Below are 14,868 nucleotides of genomic sequence, written 5' to 3' on the forward strand. Positions count from 1 at the left end.
GCGCTTCGGAGGTGCACGGAAGAGTTGGAGAAGTGCGGGCGTGCGAACGGGAGTTGAGGAGGACGTCGGCCCGGTTCGAAGTCGCAGCCGTCATGCGACGCCGGCGGAACGCAGCCCCCACGGACACACGGGCCCTGCGCACTCGCCGGCGACCCGCACGTGCGCGAGCCGAGCCACTCTCCGCGAGCGGCGATAGACCCGGCACCGGACCGCCCGTGCCACGGCCGGCGCCGCGCTCAGGCGCCCGCCCACGCAGCCGGCAACACCGCATCCACCGCACCGTGCCGTACACAGCACCCCGCGTCGAAGAGTGCGGCCTCGCCGGTCAACGCCCGTACGGCGGGCAGGTCGTGGCTGACGAGGAGCAGCGCGGTCCCGGCCGGTGCGAGCAGGTGGGGAAGCGCGTCGAGGAGCTGCTGCCGCGAGACGGTGTCGAGCGCCGAGGTCGCCTCGTCGCAGACGAGGAGTGCCGGGCGACCCGTCAACGCCCGTACGAGCGCGCAGCGTTGGAGCTGGCCGCCGGAGAGCTGGTGCGGGAAGCGGTGCAGCAGTGCGTCTTCGAGCCCCAGCGCCCGGGCTGCCGTCCGCGCCTCCGCCGTCGCCTCCTCGTGCGGACGGCCGCGCAACAACTGTGCGGTGTCGGCCAGTTGGGGAAGCATCGGACGGTGCGACTCGAAGGAGCCGGCGCTGCTCTGGTGCACGTACTGCACTGCGCGGCGCTGCTCCGCCGTGCGCCGGCCCACGCGGTGGGGAAGCGGCCGGCCTTCGTGCCTCACCTCGCCCGCGGACGGTGCGGTCAGCCCCGCGAGGACCCGTGCGAACGTCGTCTTCCCCGACCCCGAGGGGCCGAGCAGCGCGGTCCTGCTGCCGGGCGGGAACGCCATCGTCACCGGCCCGGCGAGCGGATCGCCGGACCGGCGGCGCACCGCGACGCCCGCGGCAGTGACGCCGTCGCCGCACTCCGCGGACCGGGCGCTCCCCGCGCCTTCCACGCGTGCGGGGTCCTCGGCGGCGAGCAGCTCCCGGGTCGCCCGGTGGCGGGCGGCGGGACCCGAGCCGAGCAGCTCCGCGGTCGGCCCTTCGTCGACCGTCCGGCCGCGCTCCAGCACGACGGTCCGGTCGGCCGTCCCGCGCACCAACGGCAGGTCGTGGCTGAGCAGCAGCACGCCTGTACCGTCCCGCGCGAGCGCCCGGACCGTGCGGCCCAGCGCGAGCGCGAGGGCCGGGTCGAGACCGCTCGTCGGCTCGTCGAGCACCAGCAGCCGCGCCCCCGTCACCAGGGCGGAGGCGAGCGCCGACCGCTGCTGCTGGCCGCCGGAGAGCTGGTGGGGGAAGCGGCGGCGGACGGTCTCCCACGCGAGGTCGACGGAGGCCGCAGCGCGTCGCGCCGCCGCCTTCCGCGCGCCCCGGCCCGCGCACCCGAGCGCGGCCAGCTCCGTCAGAGCGCCGCCGACGCGGCGGACCGGGTCGAGCACCGTGTCCGGGTGCTGCGGAAGGTGTGCGGCGCGGCCCGCTCTGGCCGCCGGACGGCGGTCGGGCGGCAGGAGGAGCAGGTCCTTTCCCGCCAGCAGCACGCGCCCGTCGAGCCGCACGCCGCGGGGTGAACTCCCCAGCGCCGCAAGGCCGAGCGTGGTCTTGCCACTGCCGGACGGGCCGACGACCGCGGTGACGGAGCCGGACTCGACGGTGAGCCCCACGCGGTCGAGCAGCGGGTGCGCGGCCCCGTCCGCGTGCGCGGAGACCCCGGCGACGTCGAGCAGCGGAACGGACGCGTGGCCGGTCACGGTCGCACCTCTCTCCTGCGCGCCAGGGCGCGGTCGACGAGCAGGTTGCCGCCGACGCACAGGCACGTCAGCAGACCGGCGGGGACCAGCACTGCGGCGGGCTGGGTGAACAGCGCGTCGCTGTTGCGTTCGACGAGGACCGCCCAGTCCGGCGAGGAAGAGGGCAGCCCCAGGCCGAGGAAGTTCGCCGACGCCAGCAGGTACAGCACCACGGAGAACCGGCCGGCCGCGTCGGTGGCGAGCGGAGCCGCCAACTGCCGCGCCAGGTGCCGCAGATGGACGTACGCCCACCCGCGCCCCTGCATCCGCAGCGCCTCGACGACCGTCCGCGCGCTCGGCGCCAGCGCCGCCCCGCGCACGAGGCGTGCGACGGCCGGCACCTGGAGCACGCCCGCGACCGCGACGAGCCAGTACCACTCCCGGTGCCCCGTGGCCGCCAGGGTCATCAGCACCAGCAGCCCGGGAAAAGCGAGCAGCAGGTCCAGCCCCCGCATCACCGACTCGTCGAGGACGCGCCGCTCCCCCGCCGCGAGCAGCCCCAGCGGCACCCCGACCGCCGCGCCGACGAGCAGCGCGCCGAGGGCGCTGCCCAGCACCGAGGCTCCCCCGTGCAGCACCAGCCGGAGCACGTCGCGCCCGAGGACGTCCGTGCCGAGCGGATGCCCGTCGCCGGGCGGCCGGGAAGGCAACGCGCCCTGTGTCGAAGGCGATCCCCCGGCGGCCCACGGTCCGACGACCGCGACGAGCACCGGCGTCCCGAGCAGCGCCAGGGCGATCCACGGGCGGCGTCCACGTGCAGCGCTCACGCCGTCACCTCCCGGCGCGGTGCCAGCCGGTGCGCGACGAGGTCGCCGACGAGGTTGACCGCGACGACCGTCCCCGCGAACACCAGTGCGTACGCCTGCACTTGGGGCAGGTCCCGGTTCTGCACCGCCTCGACGAAGCCGGTGCCCATTCCGCGGAGGCCGAACACCGCCTCCACGAGCACGGCACCGCCCAACAGCCCCTCCACACAACGCGCGTACTGCTGCGCCGCGGGGCCGAGGGCGCCGGGCAGCACGTGGCGCAGTACCACCGTCCGCTCCCGCATGCCCAGCAACCGAAGGTGCGCGGCGACGGCGCCGTGCCGCTCGGCCGCCACACCGGCCCGGACCTGCCGCGCCAAGTCGCACAGGTGCCGTGCCGTCAGCACGGCGACGGGCAGCACCAGTACGGCCGGCCGGGCCAGCAGCGCCGCCGCGTCCATGCCGACGGCGGTGGCCGGCAGCAGCCCGGCGGCGAGGGACACCGACGCGACGAGGAGCAGCCCGAGGACGAACTCCGGTACGGCGTGGAGCAGAACCGCCGCCGTGTTCAGCGCCCGGTCGGCGCGGCTGCCCTCCCTCAGCCCCGACACCGTGCCCGCGAGCGGCGCCAGCACCGTGACGAGCAGCAGCGCGGGGGCGCCGAGGAGCAGCGTGACGCCGACGCGGCGGCCGAGGTCCTCGCCGACCGGCAGGCCGGTCGTCAGGGAGTTCCCGAGGTCGCCGGTGAACAGGCCGCCGAGCCAGTGCACGAAGCGCGTCGAGACCGGTTCGTCGAGGCCCAACTCCGTGCGCAGCGCCGCCACTTGCTCCGGGGTGCCGAGTTCTCCGCGGAGCACGTCCGCCGTGTCGCCCGGCAGCAGCGAACCGACGGCGAAGACCGCGACGAGCACCACGAGGCACTGGAGCACCGCGAGGAGCGAGCGCCGCAGGACGTAACGGCGCACCTCAGGCTACGCGGGCCCGGTCGAACCTGGCCCAGTCGTGCGAGTTCGGCGGAGCGGCGCGCAGGCCGCGCACCGAGGAGCGGACGGCGTCGTTGGCGTCGGAGAACGCCCACACCAGCAGGCCCGACTCGTCCCTCGCGAGCCGCTGCGCGCGAGCGAGCAGGGCGAGCCGGTCCTTCTCGTCACGGGTGGTGCGGGCGCGGTCGAGCAGCGCGTCGAACTTCTTCGAGGCGTACTGCGTCTGGTTGCGGGCCGCGCCGCCGCGGACGCGCTGCTGGAGGAAGTCGGAGACGGGCAGCGTGGAGGTGGTGTTGAAGGCCGCGACGCCCTGGGTGTCGATCTCGCTGAAGTAGGTGCTGGCGGCCCGGGTGCGGCCGGTGAGCCGCAGCCCGACGCCGTCGAGCTGGCGCCCCATCAGCTCGACGGCGGGCTCCCAGGCGGCGTCGACGGAGCTGGTCTCCACGGTGAGGCGCAGCCCCTCCGCGTCCGCCTCCTTCACGAGCTTCCGCGCCTCCTCGACGTTCCGCTCGCGGGGTTCGAGGTCGTCGGGGTATCCCCGAAGGCCCCGGCCGAACAGGTCGTTGCCGACGTCGCCGTGGCCGGCGAGGGCCACGCGGACCAACGCTTCGCGGTCGATGCCCAGTTGCACGGCCCGGACCAGTCGCGGGTCGTCGAAGGGCTTGCGGCCGGTGCGCAGCAGCAGTTGCTGCGCGGTGGCCCGCTCGGCCGTCAGCAGCCGCGTCGCGTCGTCCTTCCGCAGGCGCTCGACGGAGGAGCCCGCCATGTCGGCCGCGTAGTGCACCTGGCCGGAGAGCAGGGAGTTGAGCCGCGCCGACTCCTCGTCGGCGGGGACGATCTCCAGCTCCGCTATGTGCGGCGGGCCGTCCCAGTGGTCGGCCCACCGCCGGTAGCGCGCCGTACCGCCGGGTGTGAACGAGACGTGGGTGAAGGGCCCGGAGCCGACCGGGTCGCGGAAGTCCTCGGTCCCGTCGGGGACGATCTCGGTGCCGGGGCCCGCGAAGACGGTGGGGAACTCGAAGTTCGGTGCCTCGAGCACGAAGACGACGGAGCGCGCGCCGTCCGCCCGGCTGGCGCCGAAGTCGATCGCGGAGAGCAACTCCTGCGAGGGGGAGCCGAGTTCGGGATCGGCGGCGCGGCGGTAGCTGTAGAGCACGTCCCGGCTCGTGACCGGCTTCCCGTCGTGGAACTCGGCCTTGCGCAGCCGTATCCGCCAACGCGTCCCCGCCGCGTTGCTCTCCCAGGACTCCGCGAGCCGCTTCCGGACGGACATGTCGTCGGCGTACGTGCCGAGCGTGTCGTAGAGCGCCTTGGCGCGGGCCTGGTCGACGAAGTTCGGCGCCACGTGCGGGTCGAGCGTCTCCTGCGAACCGCCGGCCGTGAACGCGGCGCGGAAGCGGTCGCCGCTTCCGCCGTCCTTGGTGTCGCCGCCGCAGCCGGTGAGCAGTCCTGTCGCGCCGAGCGCCAGCGCGCCCCCGGCCGCCAGCACCCCTCGGCGGCCGGGCTCCGGCCGGTGCGCACTCTCCGCGCGGGCATGCGTCGTCACGGTCGATCCTCTCCGGGGTGTCCTCGCCCCTGCCGTCGGACCGGCGACGGGTCAGTCTCCTGACTCCCGGATCGTCGCTCGCCTCCGCCTTCCCGTCCGCAGCAGCGGACAGTGACGTGCAGGAGGGCCGCTCCCCGGTCACAGTGGCGGGACCGTGCCGGACTCGCACCGGCTTCCTGGTCCCCGTCGCCTCGTGCGCACATTGTGGCGCACGAGGTCCGCGGGGTCTCCCACCGGGCTGGATCTGACGCCTAACTACCGCCCCACCGAGGGGAGTTGGCGCCACGCTGTGCGGCAGCAGCGCCGACTGCCCCCACTGCGGCATGCGTTCCGGGCCCGGTGGACAGGCCGGGAAGCGGCGCGGGGCGGCCCCGCGAGCCCGTCAACCGTCGTCCGGTGGCGTACCGATGACGAGCAGGGCGATGTCGTCCTGGCGTTGGTCGGTCCGCTCGTGCGGGCGGACGAGCGCGTCGGCGAGGTCGTCCATGGAGCGGTGCGGTGCGCGCGAGAGCCGGCCGGCGAGATCGGCGATCCCGTCGTCGAGGTGGGCGCCCGGGGTCTCGACGAGCCCGTCGGTGTAGAGGGCGAGCACCGCACCCGGCGGCAGGGAGACCTCGGTGGCCTGGTACTCGGCGGCCGGATCGATGCCGAGCAGCAGTCCGGACGGCGGCTCCAGCGTCTCGGTGCGCCCGTCGGGGTGGCGCAGCAGCGGCGGCGGATGACCGGCGCTCGCCAGGTGGACGCGGCGGCGGGCGAGGTCGATGGAGAGGTAGAGGCAGCTTGTGAAGAGGCCCGTGTCGAGGTCGGTGAGGAGGCGGTTGGTACGGGCGAGGACCCCCCCCCGCACGGGGCCCCGGCGGTGGCGTGGACGCCGGTGCGTACCTGGCCCATGAGCGCGGCGGCGGTGACGCTGTGGCCCTGCACGTCGCCGATGGTCGCGGCGACGGTTGTCTCGCCGCAGCGGATGAGGTCGTAGAAGTCCCCGCCGACGTCCATCCCCGTGGAGGTGGGCAGGTATCTGGCGGCCACTTCCAGTCCCGGCATCCGCGGGAGGGACGCGGGGAGCAGGGCGGTCTGGAGCTCCTGCGCGAGCTGGTGTTCGGCGTCGTAGAGGCGGGCGCGGTCCAACGCCTGCGCCAGCAGGGCCGCGAGCGAGGTCAGGACGGCGCGCTCGTCGCCGTCGAAGGGGCGCGGCCGGTCGTAGGAGAGCACGCAGCAGCCGACCGGGTGGCCGGAGACGATGAGCGGCAGGAACGCCCAGGCGGCCCGCTCGGTGAGCCTCGGGATGTCCGGGTTGAACCGCGCCATCTCCTCGGGCGAGACGAAGAAGAGCGGTGACGCGGTGGTGAGCGCGCGCACCGTCGGGGCCTCGTCGTCGCGGAACGACGGATGGTCGAGACGGCTGACGACCTCGTCCCGGTAGCCCCGGTGACCGACGATGTGCAGCTTGCCCGCCTCGACCACCGAGAGGACGAACCCCTGCGCACCGAAGGCCGGCATGATCCGGTCGGAGGCCAGCTCGACGACGTCCTGCACGCCGACGGCCTCGGTGAGGGACGCGGCGAGGTGCAGCACGTCGTAGAGGGAGCCCGCCCTGCCCGGCCTGTCGGCCCCCGCCAGGTGCTCGTGCGGCGGCCGGTCCGCGGAGGCGGTGCCGTCGGCGGGGGTGAGGCGGAGGCTGACGCCCGTGGAGTCCGGGTGGAAGCCGACGTCGAGCTGTTGGTGCCCGGGGCGCTCGACGGTGACGGAGGTGGACCGCCGGCTGATCGCCGCCGCACGGTAGCGGTCGACGAATCCGGGGTCCTCCAGCCACGGCAGCGCCTCCCACAACGTCGCCCCGCACAGCTCCCCCGCAGCGCGGCCGACCAGGTCGGCCACGGCGTCGCTGACGAACGTGACCCGCCCGCCCGTGTCCAGCGAGCAGTAGCCCTCCGGCAGGCGGTCGAGGCACTCCTCGGCGGCGGAAGCTCCTTCCGGCCGCGCGGTGCCGGCGCGCGGCGGGCCCGGCACGGGCTGCTCGGCTTCGCGGAGCTCCCGGCTGCCCTCCTCGTCGGCGTCGAGGAGAGCGGCCACGCGACGGCAGGTCGAGGAGACGACGTCGCGTACCTGAGCGCTCAGCCGGTAGGGGTGCGCGGCCGGCCAGAGCAGCACCAGCACACCCCGTACGAGGGGGCCGCTGGTGACCGGTGCTGCCGCGAGCGCGAAGTCGTACGGCATCACGAGGGCCGCCCTCGGGTAGCGGCGGACGAGTTCGGTCTGGCTGTGCACCCAGACCAGCCGCCGCTCCCGCGCGGCCTCGGCCGGAGGGATCGGGTCCGCGAGCGGCAGCCGCGCCAGATGCGTGGCGACCTGTGCGGGGAGGCCGCTCAGCGCCGTCAGCCGCAGCACCTCCTGGTGCGGCGAGAGCAGGTAGACCGCGCCCACGGAGGCGCCGGTCTCCCCGACCGAGCGGTCCGCAGCGGAGCCGAGGAGCTCCCGGAGGGAGCCGGCCGCGCCCATCCCTTCACCGTCCCCGTCGGGAGACGGCCGTGCCCCGCGGCCGGCCGCTCGTCGGCGGGACCACGAGGCGCAGCGCCGCCACCGCTGTGCCACGGAAATGCCACATGCGCCTCACCATAGGGCGGGTCGGGACGTACGGCATGCGGCCGCGGAGACGGGCCCACGCCGTCGGCGGCCGTGTCAGACGTGCGCGAGGAGGCGGTCCAGCGGCCGGGGGACGCGCCCGGGGTCCAGGTGCGCGACCAACGCCTGCGCGTAGAGCGCCTTGCGGCCGCTGTGCGTCCCCATGAAGCGCCGGAGCTGGTGCTCCACCGGCCGCTCCCGCTGCGCCGGCTGCCCCTGGAAGACGCGGAAGGACCGGGCCTCGCCCTGAGCCCCGATCACCTCCTGCACACCCTCGGCGCCGACGGCGCGGATGAGCTCGTCCTCCAAGTCGGCGACGCACATGTGGAATCCGACGCTCTCCAGCCCGGCTTCTGCGAGGCCGGAGCCGAGCCCCACCCGTTCGAGGTGGCGTCGGAAGTGCCGCTCCTCGCCGATGTCGCAGAGGCCGGCGAGCGGAAGGCCGAGCCCGGGAGGTCCGCAGACGTCCAGGAACCGCCCGATGCTCGTCGCGCCTCCGAGCGGTACGACCGCGACGCCCTCCGCGCGCAAGTCACGGCCGTACCGTGCGGCCAGCGCCTCGACCGCGGCCCGGTCGCTCTCCCCTTCGACGAGCACGACCGTCCGCAGCGCCCCGCCGGCCAGCTCCCGCGCCACCGACGCGCCCTCGTCCGCCCGCGTCCCGCCGGCCGCCCACGCGCCCAGTGCCAGGCGGAACCGGCTCAACTCGTCCACGGGACCTCGCCTCCCGACGTCGCTCCGGACCGCCCTCCTGCATGATTCTGAGCGACGGCCCGGCGGGCAAGTGGTTATCCGGGCACGGCGGACGGCCGCTCCGGGGCCTCGCCTGCGCAACACCGGTGAGTGCGGCGGGGTTTCCCGGTCGGCCTCACGGGTTCGGGAGGCGCCCGGTGTTCCCATGGCGCGGGAGGAAAGGAGTGCTGATGTCCCATCGTTTCTCCGTCGGTGACCACGTGACGTGGAACTCGGAAGCCGGCCACGTCTCGGGGCGGATCACCGAGGTGCACACCGAGGACTTCGACTACAAGGGCCACACCCGCCGGGCCTCGCCCGACGACCCGCAGTACGAGATCGAGAGCGACACGACGGGCCACGTCGCGGCCCACAAGGGGAGCGCGCTCCGGCTCGTCGACGACGATCGGTGAGCACCCCGTTCTGGACGCTCGGGCACTCGAACCGCACGCTCGCCGAGTTCACCGAGCTGCTCCGGGCGAGCGGCATCGAACTCGTCGTCGACGTCCGCAGGCACCCGGGCTCCGCGCGGCACCCGCAGTTCGACGAGGACACCCTCGCCGCCGCCCTCGCCGAGGACGGGGTCGGGCTCCGGCACGTGGCGGGGTTGACGGGGCGCCGCCCGGTCAGCTCGGAGGTCCCGTGGGAGGTCAACGCCTGGTGGGAGAACCGCAGCTTCCACAACTACGCGGACCACGCGCTCTCCGCGGAGTTCCGTCGTGCGCTGGACGGCCTGCGCGACGCGGGCGCCGCGCGCCGAACCGCCGTGATGTGCTCGGAGGCCGTGTGGTGGCGATGCCACCGGCGGATCATCGCCGACCACCTGCTCGCCCACGAGGACGCGGTCTTCCACATCCTCGGCGGGAACCGGCTGGAAGCCGCACGGCTCAGCGCGGGCGCCGTCGTCGGCGACGACCGCGGCGTCACCTACCCGGCTGCCCGGTAGCGGCGCCCCTCGGCCGTGCCTACGCGGTGCTGTCCGCGAGCTGGGCGCGCCCTTGCGTACGGGCGCAGTGCGCGCAGCAGTAGTAGTGCCCGTCCGCCTCCATCCCGTGGCCGAGGACGCGGCAGCCGCAGTTCTCGCAGATGGGCGCCAACTTGTGTGCGGCGCACTCCAGGCTGTCGAAGACGTGCACCCGGCCTGCTGCGCGGACCTCGATGGCGTGCGGATACTCGTTGCCGCAAACCTCGCATGCGGACATGTCGCCTCCTCGTGCGCGAGTGGATCGGAGCCCGTCCGTACCCCGCGCGCTGCGGAGCGACGCACTCTCTCGTCCGTATGGCGCAGCCCGACCACCGGCCGGTACGCCCCGCCTTCCGCGCCCGGGGCGGCTCCCTTGCCGTACAACGTTCCGGCGTGCGGGCGCAGTTGACGAAGACCGCGGTCCTGGCCTCGCTGCGGGGCCACCGGGTTCGCGGCGACCCGGCGTCCACGAACCGGGAGGCGTCGGCTCCCGCTACCGTGCGGAGGACCGACGGCCCGGTGTTCGGGCGTCGGGCGGCACTGCGGAGTCGAACGCGGAGTAGTCGGCGCAGCCGAGGACCTCGTGGAGGCGGGAGCGGGTCTGCATCCGCGGCAACAGCGATCCCTGGGTTCCCTCGGCGGCGAGAGTGCGCAGACCGTCCTCGACGGCGCCGTTGGCGAGGCGGAAGAGCGTGACCGGATAGAGCGCGAGGTTGTAGCCGAGGTCCTCCGGGGTGCGGGCGCCGAGGAGCGGGGTCTTGCCGAACTCGGTCAGGTTCGCCAGCAGCGGCACGTCGAGTGCCCTGCGGAACGCCGCGAACTCGGCCTCGTCGGCGAGGGCCTCGGGAAAGATCGCGTCGGCGCCGGCGTCGACGTACGCCTTCGCGGTCGATCGCCGCGTCGAGGCCCTCGACCGCCCGCGCGTCGGTGCGGGCCATGAGGAGGAAGTCGCCGTCGCGTCGGGCGTCGGCGGCCGCGCGCACCCGTTGCGCCATCTCCCGGCGCGCGACGAGCGTCTTGCCTTCGAGGTGGCCGCAGCGCTTGACGGCCGTCTGGTCCTCCAGGTGCATACCCGCCAGGCCGGCGTCCTCGAAGAGCTGGCGGTGCGCGCCGCGTTGACGGGCGCGCCGAAGCCGGTGTCCGCGTCGATCAGCACCGGCAGATCGGTCACCCGCGTCACCTGCTGGGCACGGGCGGCGGTCTCCGCCGACGTCGTCAACCCGATGGCGGGCAGGCAGAGTTCGGCGGAGAGCACGGCGCCCGACAGGTGGACCGCCTCGAAGCCGTGCTTCTGGACGAGCCGCGCCGAGTAGGGCGAGTAGGGATTGAGCGCCCCCGGAATCCGCACGAGTCGGCCCGAGGCGAGGAGCTCACGCAGCCGGCAGCGCCGCTCGGCGTGGGTGGTGCGGGGTGCGGCATCAGAAGAGTCCGTTCGGGAGCGTGGCGTCGTACGCGTCGACAGCGTCCCTGTCCACGGCGGGGAACAGCTCCGCGAGGCCGGCCGCGTCCAAGTCGGGGAGGCGCTCGACGGAGTGCAGGAAGGCGTCCTGCGCACCGCGGGGCACGGTGCCCTCGGTGAGGGTGCGGAACTTGCGCGTGTAGGCGTCCCGGTCGAAGGGACGGGCTCCGGCCGGATGGGCGTCGGCGACGGCGAGTTCGTCCTCCAGCACCGTGCCGTCCCGCAGTGTGACGACGGCCCGCCCGCCGAACGCCCGCCTGGTCGGGTCGGGGTCGTGGTACCGGCGGGTCCACTCCGGGTCCTCGACGGTGGAGATCCTCCGCCACAATGCGACCGTCTCCGGGCGCCGGGCGCGCTCGGGCGCGTAGGAGCGCTCGTGGTGCCAGGTCCCGTCCTCGAGCGCGACGGCGAGGATGTACGGCACCGAGTGGTCGAGCGTCTCGCGGCTCGCGCCGGGGTCGTACTTCTGCGGGTCCCCCGCGCCCGTGCCGATCACGTGGTGGGTGTGGTGGCTGGTGTGCAGGACGATCTGCCGGACGTCCGCGGGAGAGGCGAGGCGCTCGCGCAGCCGTCGCGCCAGGTCGATGACGGCCTGCGCCTGGTACTCGGCGGCGTGCTCCTTGGTGTAGGTGTCGAGGATGCCGCGGCGGGCCTCGCCCGGCTCGGGCAGCGCCACCGTGTACACCGCGTCCGGGCCGTCCAACATCCAGGCCACGAAGCCGTCTTCGCCCTCGTAGACGGGCGAGGGCGCCGACTCGCCGCGCATCGCGCGGTCCACCGCCTCGATCGCCGCCTTGCCCGCGAAGGCCGGCGCGAACGCCTTCCACGACGAGATCTCGCCCTTGCGCGACTGACGGGTCGCGGTGGTGGTGTGCACCGCCTGCTGCACAGCCTGGTGGACCGTCGCCGTGTCGAGCGCGAGCAGCGCGCCCAGCCCGCAGGCCGTGGCCGCACCGAGGTGCGCGACGTGGTCGATGCGGTGCGCGTGCAGGCAGATCCCCTTCACCAGCGCCACGTGGATCTCGTACGCCGCGACGATGCCGCGCAGCAGCTCGGCGCCGCCGCGGCCCGTGTGCTGGGCGACGGCGAGCAGCGGCGGGATGTTGTCGCCCGGGTGGGAGTAGTCGGCGGCCAGGAAGGTGTCGTGGAAGTCCAACTCCCGTACCGCGGTGCCGTTCGCCCAGGCCGCCCACTCGGGCGAGACCCGCAGCCGCGGCGCGGTGCCGAAGACCGAGGCCCCCGGCGCGAGCACGTGCGGGCGCGCCTGACCACGCGCGACGGCAACGGGACGACGACGCAGCGAAGCCACTGCGACCGACGCGTTGTCGATCACACGGTTCGCCGCCATGCCGACGGCCCGCGGGTCGAGGCCGTCCGCCGGCGGCGTCGCCGTGGCGACCTCCGCCAGCTTCCAGGCGAGCTGTTCCGCGCGCGGCAACTCGTCCGCGCTGGGATGGACGCGTACCCGGTGCTCGATCACGGGACTCCTCACTCCGTGCGCGACAGTTGCTCTCCGACCGAGCATTCCATCCCCGTCGGCCGGACGTCCCGACGAGGAACGCCTGGTCGAAGCGGCGTGCGGTGGACTCGGAGGCCGGTGGCCCAGTAGGCTCCTCGGCCGTGGCGGACACCCAGTATGAAGACCTGTTGCGGCTGGTGCTGACCTCCGGGACGGCCAAGGCGGACCGCACGGGCACCGGCACCCGGAGCGTCTTCGGGCACCAGCTCCGCTACGACCTGTCGCAGGGGTTCCCCCTGATCACCAGTAAGAAGGTGCACCTCAAGTCCGTCGTCCACGAACTGCTGTGGTTCCTGCGGGGCGACACCAACGTCGGCTGGCTGCGCGAGCGCGGCGTCACCATCTGGGACGAGTGGGCCGACGCGAACGGCGATCTCGGCCCGGTCTACGGCGCGCAGTGGCGCTCGTGGCCGGCCCCCGACGGCAGGCACATCGATCAGCTCAGCGAGGTCCTCGACACGCTGCGCCGCGACCCGGACTCCCGCCGGATGCTCGTCTCCGCGTGGAACGTCGCCGAGCTGCCCGAGATGGCACTGGCACCGTGCCACGCCCTCTTCCAGTTCTACGTCGCCGACGGGCAGCTCTCCTGCCAGCTCTACCAGCGCAGCGCGGACCTCTTCCTCGGCCTCCCGTTCAACATCGCCAGCTACGCCCTGCTCACGCACATGGTGGCGCAGCAAACCGGCCTGGAGCCGGGCGAGTTCCTCTGGACCGGCGGCGACTGCCACATCTACGACAACCACGTCGAGCAGGTGACCGAGCAACTCTCGCGCACGCCGTTCGAGTTCCCCCGGCTGCACCTGCGCCGGGCCGACTCGCTCTTCGACTACGCCTACTCCGACGTGGAAGTGCGCGACTACCGGCACCACCCCGCCATCAAGGCCCCGGTCGCCGTATGAACGTCGGGCTGATCTGGGCGCAGACCCTCGACGGCGTGATCGGCGCCGACAACACGATCCCCTGGCGACTGCCCGAGGACATGGCGCACTTCAAAGCCACCACCCTCGGCTGCCCGGTGGTCATGGGGCGCCGGACGTGGGACGCGCTGCCCCAGCGGGTCCGCCCGCTGCCCGGCAGGCGGAACATCGTCGTGACGCGCGACGCGCGGTGGGCGGCCGAGGGCGCGGAACGCGCCGGGTCCGTCGCCGGGGCTCTCGACCTTGCAGCCGAACCGTGGGAGCAAACCGGCCCTGCCGCGGTGTGGGTCATCGGCGGGGGCGAGATCTACCGCGCCGCGCTGGAGTACGCCACGACGCTCTCCGTCACGGAGGTCGACGTGGCGGTGGACGGCGACACCTACGCGCCGACACCCGACGGCACGTGGACGGTCACCGAGGACAGGGGATGGCAGACCTCCAGGACCGGGTTGCGCTACCGCATCCGTACGTACACCCGGTGACCGTCAACTGCCCTGCGCGCAAAGGGCAGTTGACGCCCGGGTCCGGGCGAAGGCACCACCCGGCCCGGTCCGTACTCGTCCAGCAGCTCGGGCACGAACCCGTGACAGGACGTGGCGGCTTCGGTGGCCTCCTGCCGGGAGTGGTCACCCAGCGTGTGGACGAACGAGTTCCGGTGGCCGACGAGCAGCACACACACGGGTCAGGGGTGCGAAGGGCGCCACCGTGCGGGTGGTACCCACCGTCCTCCTCTCGGCCGCGGTCACGACTGCGGCCCTCGGCGTGGAGGGTCAGAGCGAGAAGCCGCCGTCGATGCCCAGGATCTGTCCCGTGATGTAGGAGGCGCGGTCGGAGACGAGGAAGGACACGAGATCAGCGACCTCTTCCGGCGTTCCGGGGCGGCGAAGCGGGATCCTGTCGAGCTGTTCCTTGCGCTTCCGCTCGCTGAGGTCGTCGATCATGTCCGTCGATATCATGCCGGGCGCAACGCAGTTGACCCGCACTCCGAAGCGGCCGAGTTCCTTCGCGATCGACTTCGTGAACCCGATGATCCCGGCTTTGGACGCCGCGTAGTTCGACTGGCCGACGTTTCCGTGGATACCCGCCACCGAGGACACGGTGACGACGGCCCCGTTGTCGTGCCGCATGAGCGAGCGTGCGGCGGCACGGCAGACGTGGTATGTGCCGTCGAGGTTGGTGCGGACGACCGTGTCCCACTCGTCGTGGGCCATTCCGGCAAAGAGCCGGTCCCGCGCCACGCCGGCGTTCGCCACCACCGTTCCCAGCGGGCCGAGTTCGCTTTCGGTCTCGGAGACCAGCGCCTCGGCCTCGCCCGCCACCGAGACGTCGGTCCTGCGCGCCAGTACCCTTGCGCCGGCCCGGCGTGCTTCCGCCGCTACCTCGTCGGCCTTCTCCGGGCTGGAGACGTAGCAGAACGCCACGTCGAAGCCGTCGGCCGCCAGGCGGAGCACGGCGGCCCGCCCGATGCCGCGCGACCCTCCGGACACGAGCGCCACCGGCCTGTCCCCGGCGGTCATGCGGCCGACTCGACCTTGGCGGAGACGAGTCGGTGGATCG

12 protein-coding genes, 2 pseudogenes and 1 riboswitch are annotated in these 14,868 nt (G+C 73.9%); of the genes and pseudogenes, 4 read left to right on the forward strand and 10 right to left on the reverse strand.

Annotated features, from left to right (window positions below):
• Positions 1 to 236 precede the first annotated feature (236 nt).
• The 6 genes and pseudogenes from UWG_RS0122610 to UWG_RS0122635 form a co-directional block, all read right to left on the reverse strand.
• Positions 237 to 1,784: an ABC transporter ATP-binding protein gene (locus UWG_RS0122610; protein WP_016909483.1), complete on the reverse strand. Its 1,548-nt coding sequence runs from the start codon at positions 1,782 to 1,784 to the stop codon at positions 237 to 239.
• Entirely contained in the window at positions 1,781 to 2,590 is an 810-nt protein-coding gene (locus tag UWG_RS0122615; RefSeq protein ID WP_016909484.1) for an ABC transporter permease, read from the reverse strand. The genes UWG_RS0122610 and UWG_RS0122615 overlap by 4 nt, the downstream gene beginning before the upstream one ends.
• Complete coding sequence (locus UWG_RS0122620) at positions 2,587 to 3,534, reverse strand: ABC transporter permease (protein WP_016909485.1); 948 nt, start codon at positions 3,532 to 3,534, stop codon at positions 2,587 to 2,589. The genes UWG_RS0122615 and UWG_RS0122620 overlap by 4 nt, the downstream gene beginning before the upstream one ends.
• 1 nt (position 3,535) lies before the next feature.
• On the reverse strand, positions 3,536 to 5,098 hold the full coding sequence (locus tag UWG_RS0122625; protein WP_272943209.1) for an ABC transporter substrate-binding protein: 1,563 nt from the start codon (positions 5,096 to 5,098) through the stop codon (positions 3,536 to 3,538).
• Between the two features lie 52 nt (positions 5,099 to 5,150).
• A riboswitch (cobalamin riboswitch) is annotated at positions 5,151 to 5,277 on the reverse strand.
• A gap of 203 nt (positions 5,278 to 5,480) precedes the next feature.
• Positions 5,481 to 7,597, reverse strand: a pseudogene (locus UWG_RS34390) (SpoIIE family protein phosphatase).
• A gap of 180 nt (positions 7,598 to 7,777) precedes the next feature.
• Positions 7,778 to 8,434, reverse strand: coding sequence for an ATP-dependent endonuclease (locus UWG_RS0122635; RefSeq protein WP_016909487.1), 657 nt, complete (start codon positions 8,432 to 8,434; stop codon positions 7,778 to 7,780).
• 209 nt (positions 8,435 to 8,643) lie between these two features.
• Here UWG_RS0122635 and UWG_RS0122640 point away from each other — a divergent pair, with 209 nt between their 5' ends.
• Together UWG_RS0122640 and UWG_RS0122645 are read left to right on the forward strand one after the other, a co-directional pair.
• Positions 8,644 to 8,865, forward strand: coding sequence for a hypervirulence associated TUDOR domain-containing protein (locus tag UWG_RS0122640; RefSeq protein WP_016909488.1), 222 nt, complete (start codon positions 8,644 to 8,646; stop codon positions 8,863 to 8,865).
• The gene (locus tag UWG_RS0122645; RefSeq protein ID WP_016909489.1) at positions 8,862 to 9,398 is read left to right on the forward strand and encodes a DUF488 domain-containing protein; all 537 of its coding nucleotides are present in this window, start codon (positions 8,862 to 8,864) and stop codon (positions 9,396 to 9,398) included. The genes UWG_RS0122640 and UWG_RS0122645 overlap by 4 nt, the downstream gene beginning before the upstream one ends.
• Positions 9,399 to 9,417: 19 nt before the next feature.
• On the opposite strand, the gene UWG_RS0122650 is transcribed toward UWG_RS0122645, so the two are convergent.
• From UWG_RS0122650 to UWG_RS0122660, 3 genes and pseudogenes are all read right to left on the reverse strand, one after another.
• Positions 9,418 to 9,654, reverse strand: a complete 237-nt coding sequence (locus tag UWG_RS0122650; protein WP_016909490.1) for a hypothetical protein — start codon at positions 9,652 to 9,654, stop codon at positions 9,418 to 9,420.
• A 255-nt stretch (positions 9,655 to 9,909) separates the two neighbouring features.
• Positions 9,910 to 10,878: pseudogene (gene prpB, locus UWG_RS31560) on the reverse strand (methylisocitrate lyase).
• Complete coding sequence (locus tag UWG_RS0122660; RefSeq protein ID WP_016909491.1) at positions 10,835 to 12,355, reverse strand: MmgE/PrpD family protein; 1,521 nt, start codon at positions 12,353 to 12,355, stop codon at positions 10,835 to 10,837. The pseudogene prpB and the gene UWG_RS0122660 overlap by 44 nt, the downstream one beginning before the upstream one ends.
• A 140-nt stretch (positions 12,356 to 12,495) precedes the next feature.
• On the opposite strand from UWG_RS0122660, the gene UWG_RS0122665 reads away from it, so the two are divergent.
• Both UWG_RS0122665 and UWG_RS0122670 read left to right on the forward strand, forming a co-directional pair.
• Complete coding sequence (locus tag UWG_RS0122665; protein WP_016909492.1) at positions 12,496 to 13,293, forward strand: thymidylate synthase; 798 nt, start codon at positions 12,496 to 12,498, stop codon at positions 13,291 to 13,293.
• Positions 13,290 to 13,793 carry a dihydrofolate reductase gene (locus UWG_RS0122670; RefSeq protein WP_016909493.1) on the forward strand — a complete coding sequence of 168 codons (504 nt, stop codon included), beginning with the start codon at positions 13,290 to 13,292 and terminating at the stop codon, positions 13,791 to 13,793. The genes UWG_RS0122665 and UWG_RS0122670 overlap by 4 nt, the downstream gene beginning before the upstream one ends.
• 288 nt (positions 13,794 to 14,081) lie before the next feature.
• Here UWG_RS0122670 and fabG read toward each other — a convergent pair whose 3' ends face one another.
• Complete coding sequence (fabG, locus tag UWG_RS0122675; protein WP_016909494.1) at positions 14,082 to 14,828, reverse strand: 3-oxoacyl-ACP reductase FabG; 747 nt, start codon at positions 14,826 to 14,828, stop codon at positions 14,082 to 14,084.
• Positions 14,829 to 14,868 lie beyond the last annotated feature (40 nt).

This window comes from Streptomyces xiaopingdaonensis (assembly GCF_000262345.1).
Classification (GTDB): Bacteria; Actinomycetota; Actinomycetes; order Streptomycetales; family Streptomycetaceae; genus Streptomyces; species Streptomyces xiaopingdaonensis.

What these genes read in the sequence shown, in the direction of transcription:
- UWG_RS0122640 (WP_016909488.1), top strand. Translation starts at nt 8,644, where the DNA reads ATGTCCCATCGTTTCTCCGTCGGTGACCACGTGACGTGGAACTCGGAA.
- UWG_RS0122650 (WP_016909490.1), bottom strand. Translation starts at nt 9,654, where the DNA reads ATGTCCGCATGCGAGGTTTGCGGCAACGAGTATCCGCACGCCATCGAG.
- UWG_RS0122670 (WP_016909493.1), top strand. Translation starts at nt 13,290, where the DNA reads ATGAACGTCGGGCTGATCTGGGCGCAGACCCTCGACGGCGTGATCGGC.
- fabG (WP_016909494.1), bottom strand. Translation starts at nt 14,828, where the DNA reads ATGACCGCCGGGGACAGGCCGGTGGCGCTCGTGTCCGGAGGGTCGCGC.